General features: G+C 73.8%; 18 protein-coding genes and 1 tRNA gene. 11 read left to right on the plus strand and 8 right to left on the minus strand.

The features are described 5' to 3' along the window. The first annotated feature begins 230 nt into the window (after positions 1–230). The 5 genes from recR to CG736_RS23245 all read left to right on the plus strand — a co-directional run bounded on the left by recR (position 231) and on the right by CG736_RS23245 (position 4859). The gene (gene recR, locus CG736_RS23225) at positions 231–830 is read left to right on the plus strand and encodes a recombination mediator RecR (RefSeq protein ID WP_100588325.1); all 600 of its coding nucleotides are present in this window, start codon (positions 231–233) and stop codon (positions 828–830) included. Next, positions 823–1503 (plus strand): DUF5063 domain-containing protein, encoded by a 681-nt coding sequence (locus tag CG736_RS23230; RefSeq protein WP_100588131.1) that lies wholly within the window; start codon positions 823–825, stop codon positions 1501–1503. Before recR ends, CG736_RS23230 begins: the two co-directional genes overlap by 8 nt. 255 nt (positions 1504–1758) lie before the next feature. Next, positions 1759–3039 carry an aspartate kinase gene (locus CG736_RS23235; RefSeq protein WP_100588132.1) on the plus strand — a complete coding sequence of 427 codons (1281 nt, stop codon included), beginning with the start codon at positions 1759–1761 and terminating at the stop codon, positions 3037–3039. Positions 3040–3295: 256 nt separating this feature from the next. Continuing rightward, on the plus strand, positions 3296–3823 hold the full coding sequence (locus tag CG736_RS23240) for a SigE family RNA polymerase sigma factor (RefSeq protein ID WP_232734141.1): 528 nt from the start codon (positions 3296–3298) through the stop codon (positions 3821–3823). Continuing rightward, entirely contained in the window at positions 3816–4859 is a 1044-nt protein-coding gene (locus tag CG736_RS23245) for a hypothetical protein (protein ID WP_100588133.1), read from the plus strand. Before CG736_RS23240 ends, CG736_RS23245 begins: the two co-directional genes overlap by 8 nt. A gap of 7 nt (positions 4860–4866) precedes the next feature. On the opposite strand, the gene CG736_RS23250 is transcribed toward CG736_RS23245, so the two are convergent. Further along, on the minus strand, positions 4867–5625 hold the full coding sequence (locus CG736_RS23250; RefSeq protein ID WP_100588134.1) for an SDR family oxidoreductase: 759 nt from the start codon (positions 5623–5625) through the stop codon (positions 4867–4869). A gap of 138 nt (positions 5626–5763) precedes the next feature. On the opposite strand from CG736_RS23250, the gene CG736_RS23255 reads away from it, so the two are divergent. Further along, positions 5764–6576, plus strand: coding sequence for a helix-turn-helix transcriptional regulator (locus tag CG736_RS23255; RefSeq protein ID WP_100588135.1), 813 nt, complete (start codon positions 5764–5766; stop codon positions 6574–6576). Positions 6577–6585: 9 nt separating this feature from the next. On the opposite strand, the gene CG736_RS23260 is transcribed toward CG736_RS23255, so the two are convergent. Continuing rightward, positions 6586–7164 carry a hypothetical protein gene (locus tag CG736_RS23260; RefSeq protein ID WP_100588136.1) on the minus strand — a complete coding sequence of 193 codons (579 nt, stop codon included), beginning with the start codon at positions 7162–7164 and terminating at the stop codon, positions 6586–6588. Positions 7165–7305: 141 nt separating this feature from the next. Between CG736_RS23260 and CG736_RS23265 the strand changes: the two genes are divergently transcribed. Continuing rightward, entirely contained in the window at positions 7306–9129 is a 1824-nt protein-coding gene (locus tag CG736_RS23265) for a prolyl oligopeptidase family serine peptidase (RefSeq protein WP_100588137.1), read from the plus strand. A 33-nt stretch (positions 9130–9162) separates the two neighbouring features. Then, positions 9163–9738 (plus strand): hypothetical protein, encoded by a 576-nt coding sequence (locus CG736_RS23270; protein ID WP_100588138.1) that lies wholly within the window; start codon positions 9163–9165, stop codon positions 9736–9738. 23 nt (positions 9739–9761) lie between these two features. Here CG736_RS23270 and CG736_RS23275 read toward each other — a convergent pair whose 3' ends face one another. Continuing rightward, positions 9762–10538, minus strand: coding sequence for an SURF1 family protein (locus tag CG736_RS23275; RefSeq protein ID WP_100588139.1), 777 nt, complete (start codon positions 10536–10538; stop codon positions 9762–9764). A gap of 66 nt (positions 10539–10604) precedes the next feature. Between CG736_RS23275 and CG736_RS23280 the strand changes: the two genes are divergently transcribed. Then, a complete protein-coding gene (locus CG736_RS23280; RefSeq protein ID WP_232734124.1) occupies positions 10605–11132 on the plus strand; it encodes a GNAT family N-acetyltransferase in 528 nt (175 codons plus the stop codon). 15 nt (positions 11133–11147) lie between these two features. Here the strand turns inward: CG736_RS23280 and CG736_RS23285 are convergent, their stop codons facing one another. Beyond that, entirely contained in the window at positions 11148–11519 is a 372-nt protein-coding gene (locus tag CG736_RS23285) for a nuclear transport factor 2 family protein (RefSeq protein WP_100588140.1), read from the minus strand. 90 nt (positions 11520–11609) lie between these two features. Here CG736_RS23285 and CG736_RS23290 point away from each other — a divergent pair, with 90 nt between their 5' ends. Continuing rightward, positions 11610–12485 (plus strand): LysR family transcriptional regulator, encoded by an 876-nt coding sequence (locus CG736_RS23290; RefSeq protein ID WP_100588141.1) that lies wholly within the window; start codon positions 11610–11612, stop codon positions 12483–12485. A 64-nt stretch (positions 12486–12549) separates the two neighbouring features. Here CG736_RS23290 and CG736_RS23295 read toward each other — a convergent pair whose 3' ends face one another. The 4 genes from CG736_RS23295 to CG736_RS23310 form a co-directional block, all read right to left on the minus strand. Then, entirely contained in the window at positions 12550–13665 is a 1116-nt protein-coding gene (locus tag CG736_RS23295) for an aminopeptidase P family protein (protein WP_100588142.1), read from the minus strand. Positions 13666–13685: 20 nt separating this feature from the next. Then, complete coding sequence (locus tag CG736_RS23300) at positions 13686–15038, minus strand: dipeptidase (RefSeq protein ID WP_255419028.1); 1353 nt, start codon at positions 15036–15038, stop codon at positions 13686–13688. A 194-nt stretch (positions 15039–15232) separates the two neighbouring features. Beyond that, positions 15233–15306, minus strand: a tRNA-Pro gene (locus CG736_RS23305). 88 nt (positions 15307–15394) lie between these two features. Continuing rightward, entirely contained in the window at positions 15395–16339 is a 945-nt protein-coding gene (locus CG736_RS23310) for a metallophosphoesterase (RefSeq protein WP_100588143.1), read from the minus strand. 131 nt (positions 16340–16470) lie between these two features. On the opposite strand from CG736_RS23310, the gene CG736_RS23315 reads away from it, so the two are divergent. Further along, positions 16471–16926, plus strand: coding sequence for a GatB/YqeY domain-containing protein (locus tag CG736_RS23315; RefSeq protein ID WP_100588144.1), 456 nt, complete (start codon positions 16471–16473; stop codon positions 16924–16926). The last annotated feature ends 77 nt before the right edge of the window (positions 16927–17003 follow it).

Raw genomic sequence — 17003 nt, forward strand, 5'->3', positions numbered from 1 at the left:
CGCACGTGGCAGCCGAGCCGCACAAAGCGGCCGAGCCGCCCGCGGCCCTGCCGCGCGTGACACCGAGCAACGCTGAACAACTCTGAGCAGTGGCCCGGCAGTTCCTGAACGCTGGCTGGCAATGAGTTGTGTGATTTATGAGCCAGTAGGGCGTCGGGCGGTGTGTCCGGCGCCCGATTCGTTGGATGATGGCACCGGAGTGCGAACCCCGGTCGAAGGAAGGCGTGGCGGTGTACGAGGGCGTGGTGCAGGACCTGATCGACGAGCTGGGCAGGCTGCCCGGAGTCGGTCCGAAGAGCGCCCAGCGGATCGCCTTCCACATCCTGCAGTCCGATCCGGTGGACGTGCGGCGGCTGGCGTACGCGCTGCAGCAGGTGAAGGAGAAGGTGCGGTTCTGCGCGGTCTGCGGCAACGTCGCGGAGTCCGAGCAGTGCCGGGTCTGCCTGGATCCGCGTCGCGACCTCGCGGTGATCTGCGTGGTGGAGGAGCCCAAGGACGTGGTGGCGATCGAGCGGACGCGTGAGTTCCGCGGCCGCTACCACGTGCTGGGCGGGGCGATCAGCCCGATCGAGGGGGTCGGCCCGGACGATCTGCGGATCCGTGAGCTGATGACCAGGCTCGCGGACGGCACGGTCACCGAGCTGATCCTGGCCACCGACCCCAATCTGGAGGGGGAGGCGACCGCGACCTACCTGGCCCGGCTGTGCAAGCCGATGGGCCTCAAGGTCACCCGGCTGGCGAGCGGACTGCCCGTCGGCGGGGACTTGGAGTACGCCGACGAGGTCACCCTCGGCCGGGCGTTCGAAGGGAGACGACTGCTCGATGTCTGACCGAACCGACACCGCTGACCGAACCCACCCGTCGGACCCGTCCCGGCTGCTGGGCCGGACCGAGGCCCCGGACGACTTCGCGGTGCAGATCGCGGACTCGGTGGAGAGCTTCGTGCTGGCCGTCACCGAGGTCGCCAAGGGCGATGAGCCGGGCAGTGCGATCTCGCTGCTGCTGCTGGAGGTGTCGCAGCTGCTGCTGGCCGGCGGTCGGCTGGGCGCCATCGAGGACGTGCTGCCGGAGGACCGCTTCGAGCCGGACGCCGGCCCGGAGCCGGACGGGGTGGAGCTGCGCGAGCGGCTCGCCGAGCTGCTGGCGCCGATCGACGTCTACCACGAGGTGTTCGACCCGTACGGCCCGCCGGAGAAGCCGAGCGCGTTCCGGATCTCGGACGACCTGGCGGGGGTGGTCAGCGAGCTGCGGCACGGCCTGACGCACTACCGCGAGGGCCGGGTGTCGGAGGCGCTGTGGTGGTGGCAGTTCTCGTACCTGTCCAACTGGGGTTCGACCTGCACGGCGGTGCTGCGGGCGCTGCAGTCGCTGATCGCGCACGTCCGGCTGGACTCGCCGCTGGGCGCGGTGCCGGACGGGGCGGACACCGACGACGACGGGCTGACGGACGAGCAGCTGGAGCAGCAGGCGGGCGACCTGATGGCGGCCGAGCTCGGCCTGTAGCCGCGCACCGGGCGCGGCAGCGCCCGACGGGGGAGTGTGACGCACCAGTCACCCGTGGGCCGGAGGAGAAGATTCCGGACGCGGAGACGGTGCGTGGGCGGCGATTCTTCGGATCGGGTGGCCGGAGCCCGCAGACCTGACGGTCCGCGGTGATCAGAGTTCGATATTCGTATCTCACGATGTGGAAGACGTCGGTCGGGACATCCCTGCTCGTTAGACTGGCGGCGACCTACCACCCCAAGTCGAGGAGCCCCCGTGGGCCTTGTCGTGCAGAAGTACGGCGGCTCATCCGTCGCGGATGCCGAAGGCATCAAGCGCGTCGCCCGCCGAATCGTGGACACCCGGAAGGCCGGCCATGAGGTCGTCGTCGTGGTCTCCGCGATGGGTGACACCACGGACGAGCTCATCGAACTCGCGGAACAGGTGACGCCTATTCCGTCCGGCCGTGAGTTCGACATGCTGCTGACCGCCGGAGAGCGCATCTCCATGGCGCTGCTGGCGATGGCGATCAAAACGCTGGGCTTCGACGCCCAGTCGTTCACCGGCAGCCAGGCCGGTGTGATCACCGACGCGACGCACAACAAGGCGCGGATCATCGACGTGACGCCGGGTCGGATCCGCAACGCCCTGGACGAGGGCAACGTCGCGATCGTGGCCGGCTTCCAGGGTGTCTCGCAGGTCTCCAAGGACATCACCACGCTGGGCCGCGGCGGCTCCGACACCACCGCGGTGGCGCTGGCGGCCGCGCTGGGCGCCGAGGTGTGCGAGATCTACACCGACGTGGACGGCGTGTTCACCGCCGACCCGCGGGTGGTCAAGAAGGCCCGGAAGATCGACTGGATCGCCTTCGAGGACATGCTGGAGCTGGCCTCGTCCGGCTCCAAGGTGCTGCTCGACCGCTGTGTGGAGTACGCCCGGCGCTACAACATCCCGATTCACGTACGATCCTCGTTCTCCGGTCTGCCGGGGACTATCGTCAGCGGCACCAACCCGAACCAGCCCGAAGGGGGCGAGATGGAGCAGGCCATCATCTCCGGAGTCGCCCACGACACGTCGGAGGCCAAGGTCACCGTCGTCGGCGTGCCGGACAAGCCGGGCGAGGCGGCCCGGATCTTCCGCGCCATCGCGGACGCCGAGGTCAACATCGACATGGTGGTGCAGAACGTCTCCGCCGCCGCCACCGGCCTCACCGACATCTCCTTCACCCTGCCCAGCACCGAGGGCCAGAAGGCCATCGACGCGCTGAACCGGGTCAAGGCGGGCATCGGCTACGAGTCGCTGCGCTACGACGACGCGATCGGCAAGATCTCGCTGGTCGGCGCCGGCATGCGCTCCAACCCGGGCGTCACCGCGACGTTCTTCGAGGCGCTGTCCGAGGCGGGCGTGAACATCGAGCTGATCTCCACCTCGGAGATCCGGATCTCGGTGGTCACCCGCGCCGAGGACGTGCCGGAGGCGGTCCGCGCCGTGCACACCGCCTTCGGGCTGGACAGCTCCGGCGACGAGGCGGTCGTCTACGGCGGCACCGGCCGCTGACTCCCGACAGGATCCCCCGCGCACAGCGCAGAGGTTGTGTGCGGGACGGGTGAAGCGGACCCTGATCGTCCGCCGGGTCTGCCAGAATCCCCCTTCGGAGCGACGTGCTCCGGAGGGGATTCCCGCTCTGCGGAAGAACTCCCCCGACGTGGGGCAACCAGGACAGGGGATCGGGTGTCCAACCAGCGTGATGAACGTGACAGGGGCGGCGGTGGCGATCACCCTGCCCGGGGCGGCCCGGCGGGCCGGTAGTCGGATGGGCTTTGCTGCGGCGGCAGCGGACGCGACCGGGGCCAGCGTCGACCAGCTCACCGACACCTACCGGGCCCACTACCGTTCCCTGCTGCGGCTCGCCGCACTGCTGCTGGACGACATGTCCTCCTGCGAGGACGTCGTGCAGGAGGCGTTCATCCGGGTGCACGCCGCCCGGCGTCGGGTCCGTGACCCCGAGAAGACCCTGGCGTACCTGCGGCAGACCGTGGTCAACCTGTCCCGCTCCACGCTGCGCCGCCGACTGCTCGGCCTGCGCCTGCTGCCCAAGCCGATGCCTGACATGGCCAGTGCAGAAGAGGGGGCATACGATGCGCTGGAGCGCGATGCACTGAAGGCCGCGCTACGGGGGTTGCAACGCCGTCAGCGGGAGGTGCTGGTGCTGCGCTACTACGCCGATCTGACGGAGGCACAGGTCGCGGAGGTGCTCGGCATCTCCATCGGCTCGGTCAAGGCCTACGGGTCGCGCGGACTGGCCGCCCTGCGGGTGCGGCTGGGGACCGGCGATGACTGACCAGCACCGACCGCACCCGCTCGGCGAACTGACCGAGGACCAGCTCCGCGGCCTGCTGCGCCGCGCCGTCGCCGACGTCCAGCCCGAACCCGGGGCGCTGCCCCGGCTGCGCACCGCGGTGCCCCGCCGCCGGGCCGCCCGGCGGCGCGCCCTGGGCGGCGCGGCGGTGCTGGCCGCCGCCGTCGCCGTGCTGCCCGTGGTGCACGCCGCCCAGCCGTTCCACCTGTCCGGCGACCCCACCGGCGGTCAGGCCGCGCCCGACGGCCACGCGGTCGGCCCGGGCAACTCCGCGGCCGCCCCGGGCGTCCCGCACAGCGCCGCCACCGCGACCGTCGCCGGGCGCGACGGCACCGGCCCCGAGGCCTCCGTCGGCCCGAGTGCCGACAGCAGCCCGGGCGCCTCGCCCGCCGCCGTGCCGCAGTGCACCCGCGCCGACCTCGGCCGGGCCCAGGCCCAGCAGGGCGACGCCGCCCCGGCCGACGGCCGGATCTACGGCTCGTTCCGGCTCACCAACACCGCCGGCCACCCGTGCCGGGCCAGCGACCCGGGCACCCTCCAACTCGGCTCCGGCGCCGTCGGCGTCCGCCTGACCGCCCACACCGTCGGCGACCCGGCCGGCGGGCTGCCCGACCCGGCCGGGCTGCCGCACGAGCTGCTGCTCGGGCCCGGAGCCTCCTTCCTGGTCCGGTTCGCCTGGGTGCCCACCCACTGCGCCACCCCCTCGCCGTCCCCCACCGCCACCGGCCAGCCGCCCGCCGTCGGCACCGCCGAACTTCCCGCCGCCGTCGACGGCCCGGCCGGCAGCGCCCCCGCGATCGCCGCGGTCGCCGACTCCAGCCCCACCGCCGAGCCCACCCCCGCAGTCCCCCCGGCGGCCACCACCTTCGCGCTCGGCTACGCCCTCGACCCGAACGCCGGGCCCGTCGCCACCACCGTCCTCTCCGCCGGCTGCGGCGGCACGGTCTACCACACCGCCCCCGAACCGGCCCCCGCCCCCGGCAGCGGCCCGACCCCGTCGCCGAGCGCCACCCCCTGAGCGGCGGTCAGGCCTGACGGGTCGGCAGCACCACCACGTGGCGCAGGTTGACGTGCCGCGGGCGGCCGACGACGTACCCGACCAGGTCGGCGACGTCGGCGGGGGAGAGCGTGCCGATCGCGTCGAACATCGCGCCGAGCTGGCCGTCCGGGCCGAGCGCGGGGTTGTCGATGTGGCTGCCCAGCTCGGTGTCGGTCAGCCCGGGCTCGACGGCGGTGACCCGCACGTCGCGCGGGCCGTACTCGGAGCGCAGCGCCGCCGACAGCTGGGTGACGGCGGCCTTGGTGGCGCCGTACACCGCGTAGTTCGGGAACACCACGTGGGCGCCGATCGAGGAGACGTTCAGCAGGTCGGCGGTGGCCCCGGCGGCCGCGGCGGCCACCAGGTCCGGGCCGAAGACGCGGACGACGTGCAGCACGCCCGTCAGATTGGTGTCGATCATGCGGGTCCACTCGTCGATCCGGCCGTCGTCCACCGGGTTGGGCAGCATCACGCCGGCCGCGTTCACCACCAGGTCCACCCGGCCGAGGGCGGTGTGCACCTGCTGCCGGGCGGCGTCCACCGAGGCCGGGTCGGTGACGTCGGCGGGCACCGCCAGCGCGTTCGGGCCGAGTTCGGCGGCCAGCCGCTCCAGGCGGTCCTTGCGGCGGGCGAGCAGCGCCACCCGGGCGCCGTCCGCGACGAGCTGCCGGGCGACGGCCTCGCCGATGCCGCTGGCCGCGCCGGTGACGACGGCGGTCCGGCCGTCCGGGGTCGGGTGTGCCATGGGATTCACGCTCCTGTCGGGTCTGCTGCGGTGACGTCCACGAGTCTCGGCGCGCGCCGCCCGCCGACCCAGGGGCGGGCTTTTCCCGGGTCTGCGAGAACCACCTTCGGGCCCGGCCGCCCGACGTATCGTCAGGGCATGAGCGAAGTGGGGGAGTTCCTGCGCCTGCGCCGGGCCCGGATCCGGCCGTCCGACGTCGGACTGCCGGAGTTCGGCCGGCGGCGCCGGGTGCCGGGGCTGCGCCGTGAGGAGGTCGCGCAGCTCGCCGGGGTGAGCGTCGACTACTACGTGCGGCTCGAACAGGGCCGCGGCGACGGCGTCTCGCTGGAGGTGCTGGACGCGGTGGCCCGGGTGCTGCGCCTGGACCGGACCGAGCGGCAGCACCTGCACGACCTGGCCCGGCCGCCGCGCGAGGCCGCCCGGCGCAGCCCGCGGCAGCTGCCGGGCGGTCTGCGGCTGGTGCTGGACGCGTTGGACGCGCCCGCGTTCGTGCTCGGCCGGTGCCTGGACGTGGTGGCCTGGAACGCGCCGGGCGACGCCGTGATGGGGTTCTCCGCGATGCCGCCCGGGCAGTGCAACGTGGCCCGGCACGCGTTCCTGTCGGCGGCCGGGCGCCGGCTCTACCCCGAGTTCGAGCGGGTCGCCGCCGAGACCGCGGCGTTCCTGCGGGTGGACGCCGCCCGGCACCCGGACGACCCGGAGCTGGCGGCGCTGCTCGCCGACCTCGCCGCCGACCCGCTGTTCGCCGAGCTGTGGGCGCGGCACGGCGTCCGGGAGAAGAGCAGCGGCCGCAAGCTGCTGCGGCACCCGCGGGTGGGCGAGCTGGACGTCGGCTACGAGACGCTCACCCCGCCCGGCGAGCCCGGGCTGCAGCTGGTCGTCTACACCGCGGAGCCCGGCTCGCCCACCGCCGAGCGGCTGGCGCTGCTGGCGGACGCCGCCCGGCGCTGAGCCGGAGCGTCAGATGCCGAGCGACTCGGCGCGGGCCTCGGCGCGCAGCAGCAGGGCGTGCACCTCGGCCTGCCGGCGGCCCGGGCGGTCGTTCCACAGGTCGGGCGAGGCGGCCGGTCGGCCGGTGGCGTGCAGCACCTCCATGACCTGGGTGCGGGCCCGGCGCACCGTGTACGCGGTGCCGTAGCCGTGCGCGAGGACGGCGGTCTGCGCGCCGAGCAGGCAGACCCGGCCGGCCGTGTCCCACATCGCGCCCTGGATCCAGCCGGCCTCGGCGAGGTAGCGGGAGGTCAGCCGCAGGTGCCCGGCGACGGTGATCGACACCGGGCGGGCGGGGCGGCGGACCAGCCGGTCCAGCAGGGTGCGGCGCGGCAGCGGGTACCCGAAGTTCCAGGCCTGCCGGGTGGAGCCGTACGGCCCGCCGTCCCGATCGGGCTCCACCGCGGGCAGCGGGAGCAGCGGCAGCCGCTCGGGGGCGGGGAGCCCGGCCAGGTACTGCTCGATCTCCTCGACCAGGCCGAGGTGCTGGGCGAGGACGGGCAGGTCGAGCCGGTCGAGCCGGTCGAACGGCGGCGCGGACGCGGGCATGGCACAACTCCTCCGGTCGGTATGTCGTATTTGTACCTCTTTCGCTGATCGTCCGTCGGTCGCCGCACCGCAGCCGTTCCGTGTCCCCATCGTTCGTCGCCACCGTTCCGTTCACCGCCCGGAATCGGGTTGGATGAGGGTATGAACGAGCAGACGAATGTCGTTCCGGCGTGGGAGCAGCGGTTCCGGGCAGCGCGGGTCTCGCTGCCCGACTGGGCGGACGAGGCACCGGAGCGGGCGCTGTACGTGTCCAACGCGACCGGCACCTACGAGGTGTACGCGTGGGACCGCGCCACCGACGAGCACCGCCGGGTCACCGACCGCCCCAATGGCACCACCGATGCCGAGCTCAGCCCGGACGGCGAGTGGATCTGGTGGTTCGACGACACCGACGGCGACGAGTTCGGCGTCTGGCGCCGCCAGCCGTTCGCCGGTGGCCCCGACCAGGAGGCCGTGCCCGGAGTCCCCGCCGCCTACGAGGCGGGCCTGGCGTTCGGCCGCGACGGCACCGTGGTGGTCGGCACCTCCACCGACGACGAGGGCACCACCCTGTACCTGCGCCGCCCCGGCGCCGCCGAGCCCGAGGTGGTCTACCACCACGCCGAGTACGGCGGCGTCGGCGACCTGTCCCACGACAGCTCCCTGCTGGCCGTCGACCACACCGAGCACGGCGACGCCATGCACGGGGCGATCCGGGTGCTGCGGCTGTCCGACGGCGCCACCGTCGCCCAGCTCGACGAGGTCACCGGCCGCGCCGAGCCGCGCGGCGTGTCCTGCCTCGGCTTCGCGCCCGCCGCCGGCGACACCCGGCTGCTGGTCGCCCACCAGCGCACCGGCCGCTGGGAGCCGATGCTGTGGGACGTCGCCACCGGCACCGAGACCGAACTGGCCCTCCGCGACGAGCAGGGCCGCCCGTTCCCCGGCGACCTGTCCGCGCAGTGGCGGCCCGACGCCCGCTCGCTGCTGATCGAGCACGAGTACGAAGCCCGCTCCGAACTGTTCTCGTACCAGTTGGAGACCGGCGAGCTGACCCGGCTGGACACCCCGCGCGGCACCGTCGCCGGGGCCACCGCCCGCCCCGACGGCACGGTCGAGTTCCTGTGGTCCTCGGCCGCCGAGCCGTCCGCGGTGCGCTCCACCGCCGGCACCGTGGTGCTGCGCGCGCCCGGCCCGGTGCCGCCGGCCTCGGTCCCGGTCGAGGACGTCTGGGTGGACGGCCCCGGCGGCCGGGTGCACGCCCTGGTGCAGCGCCCCACCGGCGAAGGCCCGTACCCGACGGTGTTCGAGGTGCACGGCGGCCCCACCCACCACGACAGCGACTCCTTCGCGGCCGGCCCCGCGGCCTGGCTCGACCACGGCTTCGCGGTGGTCCGGGTCAACTACCGCGGCTCCACCGGCTACGGCCAGGCCTGGACCGACGCGCTCACCGAACGCGTCGGCCTGATCGAGCTGGAGGACATCGCCGCGGTCCGCGACTGGGCGGTCGCCTCCGGCCTGGCCGACGCCGACCGGCTGGTGCTGTCCGGCGGCTCCTGGGGCGGCTACCTGACCCTGCTCGGCCTCGGCACCCAGCCCGACCTGTGGACCCTCGGCCTGGCCGCCGTCCCGGTCGCCGACTACCTCACCGCGTACGCGGACGAGATGGAGGCGCTGAAGTCGCTGGACCGCACGCTGTTCGGCGGCACCCCCGAGGAGGTCCCCGAGCGCTGGCACGCCTCCTCGCCGCTGTCGTACGTCGAGCAGGTCAAGGCCCCGGTCTACATCAGCGCCGGCGTCAACGACCCGCGCTGCCCGATCCGGCAGATCGACAACTACGTCCAGCGGCTGGCGGAGCTCGGCAAGGTCCACGAGGTGTACCGCTACGATGCCGGGCACGGTTCGCTGGTCGTCGACGAGCGGATCAAGCAGCTTCGCCTGGAGATCGACTTCGTCCGGCGACACCTGGCCCCCGGCACCGTCCGGTGACCCGGTAGACCCGGTCGGCTGGGGGGACAACCGATGGGTGGACGCGCCGCGCTGGCCGTCGCCGCGGTCGGCGCGATCGTGCTGACCGCGGCCGGCTGCTCGACGAGCGGTCAGAAGTACGACTGCGTGGAGGCCGCCGCGCCCGCGCGCGCGGACACCGGCATCGACCTGCACGTCCTCGCGAAGGGGAAGAGCGGCGGCCGCAGCTCCAAAGGCTCCAGCGGCTCCAAGGGGTCGAGCGGCTCCAGCGGGTCCGGCGTCTCGCCCCACACGGGCGGCGGCGGCACCCGAGTGGTCCACCACTACCACCACCGGCCGGGCTCCACCCGCAGCGACGACTACGTCGACGAGTGCGGCAACCCGTCGCCCGCACCGGGCTCGGGCTTCGGCGACTTCGACCCCGGCGGCTGCGCCGGGGCGAACCGGCTGCCCGCCGCGACCCCCGTCACCGGCTCGCCCTCGGCGTCGGCCGGCGCGGCGTCGCCGAGCGCCGCCGCCCCGCCGGCGCCCTGCCCGAGCGCCTCGCCGTCCGGGAGCGCCGCGGCCTCGCCATCCGCCCTCCCGTCGGCGAAGGCGACGCCGTCCGCCTCGCGGTCCGGGACGCGCTGACGCTCCGGGAGAGCGGTGGGAGGTCAGTCCAGGGCCGGGTCCAGTCCGAGGGCCCGGTCCTGGGCGGCCTCCGCCTCGCGGCGCACCAGCCGGAACCACATGAAGACCACGAACCCGGCGAAGACGAACCACTCCAACGTGTAGCCCAGGTTCTGGAACGCCCGCAGGCTCAGCCCGTCGCCGCCCTGCGGCTGCACCGTCGGCACCGCCGTCAGCCCCGCCGGGACGTCGTCGGCCGCCACCCAGCCGTCGTACACCGGGTACGGCAGCACGTTCACCAGCGTCGCCGGGCTGATCGTGCCCAGCTGCCCGGCCGGCAGGCCGCCCGCCACCGCGCCGCCGCTGCCGCTGTTCTCCGGGGCCTGCAGCCGGCCCGTGACGCTGACCTGCCCGGACGGCACCTCCGGCGCCGCCCCCGGGGAGCCCGCCACCCAGCCGCGCACCACGGGCACCGCCGGGCCGCCGTCGGTGCGCAGCGGCGTGAGCACGTAGTAGCCCGAGCGGCCGTCCACCGTGCGGTTCGGCACCAGCAGCTGGTGCGCGGCGTCGTACGAGCCCGTGAAGCTCACCGTCCGGCCCAGGGTGTCGGTGCCGACCTTCGCCGCGGTGTCCGGCAGGATCTCGGAAATCGGGCGGGCCCGGCTCTCGGCGGAGACCGCCTTGTTGATCTCCTGGTGCGTCGACACCCGGCTCTCGAACCGGCCCAACTGCCAGGAGCCGAGCATCAGGCAGACCCCGATCGCCGCCACCGCGACGACCGTGCCGACAAGCCAACGCGGGCTGAACAGGAACCGGTACACCCCACCACGGTAACCATTCCTGACATCGCCCCCGACCGCCGGGTGCGCCCGTCGTAGGGTGGCGTGGTGACCGCGCTCATCGCCCCGCTGGCCGCCGACCACCTCCGCGCCCGCTCCGAGGCCCTCGCCGACCTGCTGCTGGACGCCGTGGACGACGGCGCCTCGGTCGGCTTCCTGGCCGGCACCGGCCGCGACGAGGCGGCCGCCTGGTGGCGGACCCTGCACCCGTCCGTCGCCGACGGCAGCCGACTGCTGTGGACGGCGTCCGACCCCGACGGCCGCCTGCTGGGCACCGTGGCCCTGGTCCGCGAGACCCGGCCGAACGGCACGCACCGGGCCGAGGTCTCCAAGCTGCTGGTGCACCGCGACGCCCGCGGCGCGGGCCTGGGGCGGCGGCTGTTGACCACCGCCGAGCAGGCCGCCCGGGACGCCGGCGCCACCCTGCTGCTGCTCGACACCCAGACCGGCAGCGCCGCCGAACACCTCTACCGCGGCGCCGGCTGGACGGCCTTCGGCACCGTCCCCGGCCATGCCGCCACCCCGGACGGGGTCCTCGCCGACACCACCTACTACTACAAGCAGCTCATCGGCTGACGGGCCGCTGCCTGCTCAGACGGCGCTGTCCGGCCGGAGGAACTCGGGCTGGTCCAGCAGCCGCAGCCAGCTGCCGTCCGGCTGCTGCCGCACCACCTGGGCGCGGGCCCCGGCGCCGTCCTTCGGTGGGGTGGCGGTCAGCGCGATGCCGTCCGCGGCCAGCGTCGGCAGCGGCGGCTCCGGGGTGAACCGCGGACGGTTCGTCAGCACCCGCTCCCACAGCACCCGGATCGCCTCCCGGCCGACCGTGAGCTGCCCCGGCGGGTACGCCACCACGGCGTGCTCCTCGTACAGCGCGGCGACCCCGGCGGCGTCGCCCGCGTTGGAGCGCTCCACGAACAGCCGGGTCAGGTCCTCCGGGCGCATCGCCTTCTCGTACTCGCTCATCACGGCCTCCTCGTCGTCGTGCCTCCAGCTTTCCGTGACCCGTTCCAGAAGTCCAACAGCTGGTTCTGTTCGGAACTAGAATCCGTGATTATGGAACTGAGGCAGCTGGAGTACTTCCTCGCCGTCGCCGAGGAGCGCAACTTCACCCGCGCCGCCGAGCGGGTGCACATCAGCCAGTCCGGGGTCAGCGCCCAGATCCGGCAGCTGGAACGCGAACTCGGCGCCGAACTCTTCGACCGCTCGACCCGCACCGTCACCCTCACCGTGGCCGGCAAGGCCGCCCTCGAACACGCCCGGCAGGCGGTGGCCGCCGCCCGCGCCGTCGGCCAGGCGGTCGGCGAGGTCAGCGACCTGATCCGCGGCAGCCTCACCGTCGGCATGGTGGCCGGCTGCACCCTCACCCCGCTCTTCGACGGCCTGGCCGCCTTCCACCGCGCCCACCCCGGCGTCGAACTCGCCCTGCTGGAGGACGACTCCGACCACCTCACCGACGCCGTCCGCACCGGCGCCCTCGACCTCGCACTGATCGGCTGCGCCGGCACCGCCCCCGACAGCCTGGACGCGCACACCCTGATCCGCGAACCCCTGGTCGCCGCCGTCCCGCCCGGCCACCCGCTCGCCCGCCGGCCCGCCGTCACCCTCGCCGAACTGCTCGCCCACCCGCTGATCTGCCTGCCGCCCGGCACCGGCGTCCGCACCGTCCTCGACCGCGACTGCGCCGCCGCCGGACTCGCCCCGCGGATCGCCCTGCAGGCCTCCGCCGCCTCCGCGATCGCCGACCTCGCCGCCCGCGGCCTCGGCGTCGCCGTGCTCAGCCGCTCCATGGCCGAGGCCTTCCCCGCCCTGGTGCCGGTCGCCGTCACCGACCTCACCACCCCGGGCCTGCTCGCCCTGGTCTCCCGCCCCGGCCCCGCCCCCGCACTGCGCGCGCTGCTCACCGAACTGCGCCGGGCGTTCAGCGGCTGAACGCCCGGCTCCCGGTCGCGCCGAACGCCCGGCTTTCGGCCGCTGAACGCCCGGCGGGGGTAGGTCAGTTCACGAACGCCAGCTCGTGCGGCGTCCCGTTGAACCGCAGGCCGCCGTCCTCCGTCACCGTCACGATGTCCTCGATCCGGACGCCGAACCGGCCCGGCAGGTAGACGCCCGGCTCGATGGAGAAGCACATCCCCGGCACCAGCGGCCGGGTCTCGCCCTCGATCATGTACGGCGGCTCGTGCGTGGTCAGGCCGATGCCGTGGCCGGTGCGGTGGATGAAGTACTCGCCGTACCCGCCCTCGGTGATCACCGCCCGGGCCACCCGGTCGATCTCCTGGCACGTCACCCCCGGCGCCACCGCGTCGAACGCGGCCTGCTGGGCCCGCCGCACCAGGTCGTGCACCTCCTGCACCTCCTTGGGCGGCTCGATGCCGACGAACACCGTGCGGGTGGTGTCCGAGCCGTAGCCGTCCTTCAGCCCGCCGAAGTCCAGCACCACCGTGTCACCGCGCTGGATCACCCGGTCCCCGGCCTCGTGGTGCGGGTTCGCCCCGTTCGGACCGGAACCCACCACCGTGAAGTCCACCTGGCTGTGCCCGTGCTCGATCAGCAGCGCCGCCAGGTCCGCGGCCACCTCCCGCTCGGTGCGGCCCGCGAACGGCACGCCCAGGATCGCCCCGTACGTCAGGTCCGCCGCCGCGCCCGCCGCCGCCAACCGGGCCAGCTCGTCCGGCTCCTTCACCGCCCGCAGCATCGGCAGCACCGAGGTCAACGAGGCGTACGAGGTGCCCGGCAGCGCCTCCTGGAAGCCCAGCAGGTGCATCGCCCAGGCGTTGTCGGAGATCCCGTACCGGCCGACCGGGTCCAGATTCGGCGCCAGCACCGCGTACGGGTCCTGGCCGTCGATCCAGTCGGCCATCCGGACCGCCTCCGCACCCGCCGCGCGCTCCGCGTCCGGGCGCTCCAGCTTCGGCACCAGCAGCACCGGCTCGGCGCCCGGCGCGACCACCAGCGCGGTCAGCCGCTCGGTGCCCACCGGGAGATAGCCCGTCAGATACGTCAGATCGGGACCGGGCGTGACGACCAGTCCGGCCAGTCCCGCATCGGCGGCGGCCGTCGCGGCACGGGCCATCCGGGCCTGGAAATCGGCCGTGGTGAACGGCTCGGGCATCAGGATCCCCTCCCTCGGGGTCAGCGGCCGGAGGCCGCGTAGTGACGCAGGAACAGCGCCTCGACCAGGGCCATGTGCTCGATCTCGCCCGGGTCGACGCTCTCATTGGGCGCGTGGATCAGCGAACGGGGCTCCTCCACACCCATCAGGATGATCTCCGACTCGGGGTACTGCGCGGCAAGAGCGCTGCACAGCGGAATCGAACCGCCCTGCCCGAGGAACGACAGCGGCCGGCCGTACGCCTCCCGCGCCGCCAGGTCCAACGCCGCGTACGCCTTCCCGTCCGTCGCCGCCCGGAACGGCGAACCCTTCGCCTCCGGCTCCACCTCCACCCGCGCACCCCACGGCGCGGCCGCCACCAGATGCGCCGTCAACGCCCGCTGCGCCGCCTCCGGATCCATCCCCGGCGGCACCCGCAGACTCACCCGCGCCCGGGCCTCGGCCGGCACCGCCGACGCCGAACCCACCACCGGCGCACAGTCGATGCCCAGCACCGTCACCGCCGGACGGGCCCACAGCCGGTCCGCGACCGTCCCCGACCCCGTCAGCCCGACGCCGTCCAACACCCCGGCGTCCGACCTGAACTGCTGCTCGTCGTACCCCACGCCCTCCCAGCTGCCGTCCGCCGGGAGACCCTCGATCCGCGTCCCGCCGTGCACGTCGCGCAGCGAGTCCAGGATCCGGATCAGCGCCGCGAGGGCGTCCGGGGCCGGGCCGCCGAACATTCCCGAATGCAGATCCGACTCCAGCGTCCGTACCGTCACCACCACGTTCGCCATCCCGCGCAACGAGACGGTGGCCGTCGGCACTCCCACCGCCGCGTTGCCGGTGTCGCAGATCAGCAGCGCATCGGCGTGCAACTCGTCCGGATGCTCCGCCAGATACGCCTCCAGACCGCCCGTCCCCTGCTCCTCAGACCCCTCGACCACCAGCTTCACCCCCACCGGCAAGTCGTCCCCCAACGCCCGCAACGCCGTCAGGTGCATCACCACATTGCCCTTGCAGTCCGCCGCACCCCGCCCGAACCACCGCCCCTCCCGCTCCGTCAGCTCGAACGGCGGCGACACCCACGCCGCGTCGTCCAACGGCGGCTGCACGTCGTAGTGGCAGTACAGCAACACCGTCGGAGCCCCCGGCGGCGGCGGACGGTGCCCCAGCACCGCGAAGCTCCCGTCCGGCGTCTCCACCAACCGCACGTCCCGCAGCCCCACCTCCGCGAACGCCGCAGCCACCCACTCCGCAGCCTCCCGACACCGCTCCACCGGCTGCTGCCGCGGATCCGCCACCGACGGAATCGCCACCAACTCCGCCAAGTCCCCCCAGGCCCGCCCCATCAACCCGGCCACCCGCCCGGCCAACCCGTCGTCCACCACACCCGTCCCCTTCGCCACACCCGACCCGACCCGACCCGACCCACCGATCATGCCCCGCCCGACGAACGGACGGCCCGACGACACCGGCGAACCCCGACGACGGCCACGCTCCCGAAGCTCCCCCGAGAACGCCCAAAACGCAGTCAGGGCCGGTGACTCTTGCGAGTCACCGGCCCTGAGCTGGTGTTACGAAGTCGGGGTAGCGGGATTTGAACCCACGGCCTCTTCGTCCCGAACGAAGCGCGCTACCAAGCTGCGCTATACCCCGGTCCTGCTTTGTTGCTTTCCGTCTCCGGTGCAACGAGTAGAACTCTACAGGAGGTGGGGCCAGACACGAAATCCGGTTTAGGGGCTGGTCAGCGAGGGGCGGGGGTGAGGGTGAGGAGGGTGGCTTCGGGGGGGCAGGCGAAGCGGATGGGGGTGTAGCGGTTGGTGCCGCAGCCGGCGGAGACGTGGAGGTGGGAGCGGTGGCCGGCGGCGGTGTGGGCGGAGAGGCCCTTGACGCGGTCGGTGTCGAGGTCGCAGTTGGTGACGAGGGCGCCGTAGAAGGGGATGCAGAGCTGGCCGCCGTGGGTGTGGCCGGCCAGGATCAGGGGGTAGCCGTCGGCGGTGAAGGCGTCGAGGGTGCGCAGGTAGGGGGCGTGGACGACGGCGAGGGAGAGGTCGGCGTCGGGGGAGGGGCCGCCGGCCACCGCGGCGTAGTCGTCGAGGCGGATGTGCGGGTCGTCGAGGCCGGTGAACTCGATGTCGAGGCCGGCGACGGTGAGGCGGCCGCGGGCGTTGTTGAGGTCGAGCCAGCCGGCCCGGTCGAAGCCGTCGCGGAGTTTCTGCCAGGGGTTGTGGACGGCGCCGCTGATGCCGCGGCGGCCGCTGCCGTCGGGGTTGTTGAGGCCGTGGACGCCGCTGCGCAGGGCCTTGAGGTAGCGGGTGGGCGACTTTCGGGCGGGGCCGTAGTAGTCGTTGGAGCCGAAGACGTAGACGCCCGGGAAGTCCATCAGCGGGCCGAGCGCGTCCAGCGTGGCGGGGACGCCGAGCGGGTCGGAGAGGTTGTCGCCGGTGTTGACGACCAGGTCGGGGCGCAGCCCGGCGAGGCTCTGCAGCCAGCGCTGCTTCTTGGTCTGCCCGGTGACCATGTGGATGTCGGACACCTGGAGGATCCGGATCGGCCGCGCTCCGGCGGGCAGGATCGGAACCTCCACGCGGCGCAGGCGGAACGAGCGGACCTCGTACCCGGCGGCGTAGACGAGACAGGCGGCGCCGGTGGCGGCGACACCGAGCGGGACGGAGTACAGCGGTCGCATCGGTCCATGGTCGCAGACTGTTCGAAAAGTCGGGCAAGCGCCCGGGGGTCGGCGGAGGATGACGGGCCGTCAGCGCGAACCGGCAGGTAAAGGTGCGGCGGCGGGGCGGGACAGGTGTCAGAATCGGCGGCATGACGACGCTCAAGGAGCAGCTGCACGAGGACCTCACGGCTGCCATCAAGGCACGGGACGAGCTGCGCTCGTCCACCCTCCGGTTGACGCTGGCCTCGGTGACCAGCGCCGAGGTGGCGGGCACGGCGAAGCGCGAGCTGTCCGACGACGAGGTGCTGCACGTGATCGGCAAGGAGGCGAAGAAGCGGCGGGAGGCCGCGGAGGCCTTCGAGGGCGCCGGTCGGACGGAGCAGGCGGCGCGGGAGCGGGCCGAGGGCGAGGTGCTGGCGACGTACCTGCCGAAGCAGCTGACGGACGAGGAGCTGGCCGCGATCGTGGCCGCCGCGGTGGCGGAGTCCGGGGCGAGCGGCCCGCAGGGCATGGGCGCGGTGATGAAGCTGGTGCGTCCGAAGGTCGAGGGCAAGGCGGAGGGCGGCCGGGTGGCCGCCGCGGTGAAGGCCGCCCTGGCCGGCTGACGCCGGTCGCCCCGCCCGGGGACGTACCGACACAGGCAGAACAAGCGGACACAGCTGAAGCCGCCCGCCCGGAGAGG

Source organism: Kitasatospora sp. CB02891 (genome assembly GCF_002803145.1).
Taxonomy (GTDB): Bacteria; Actinomycetota; Actinomycetes; order Streptomycetales; family Streptomycetaceae; genus Kitasatospora; species Kitasatospora griseola.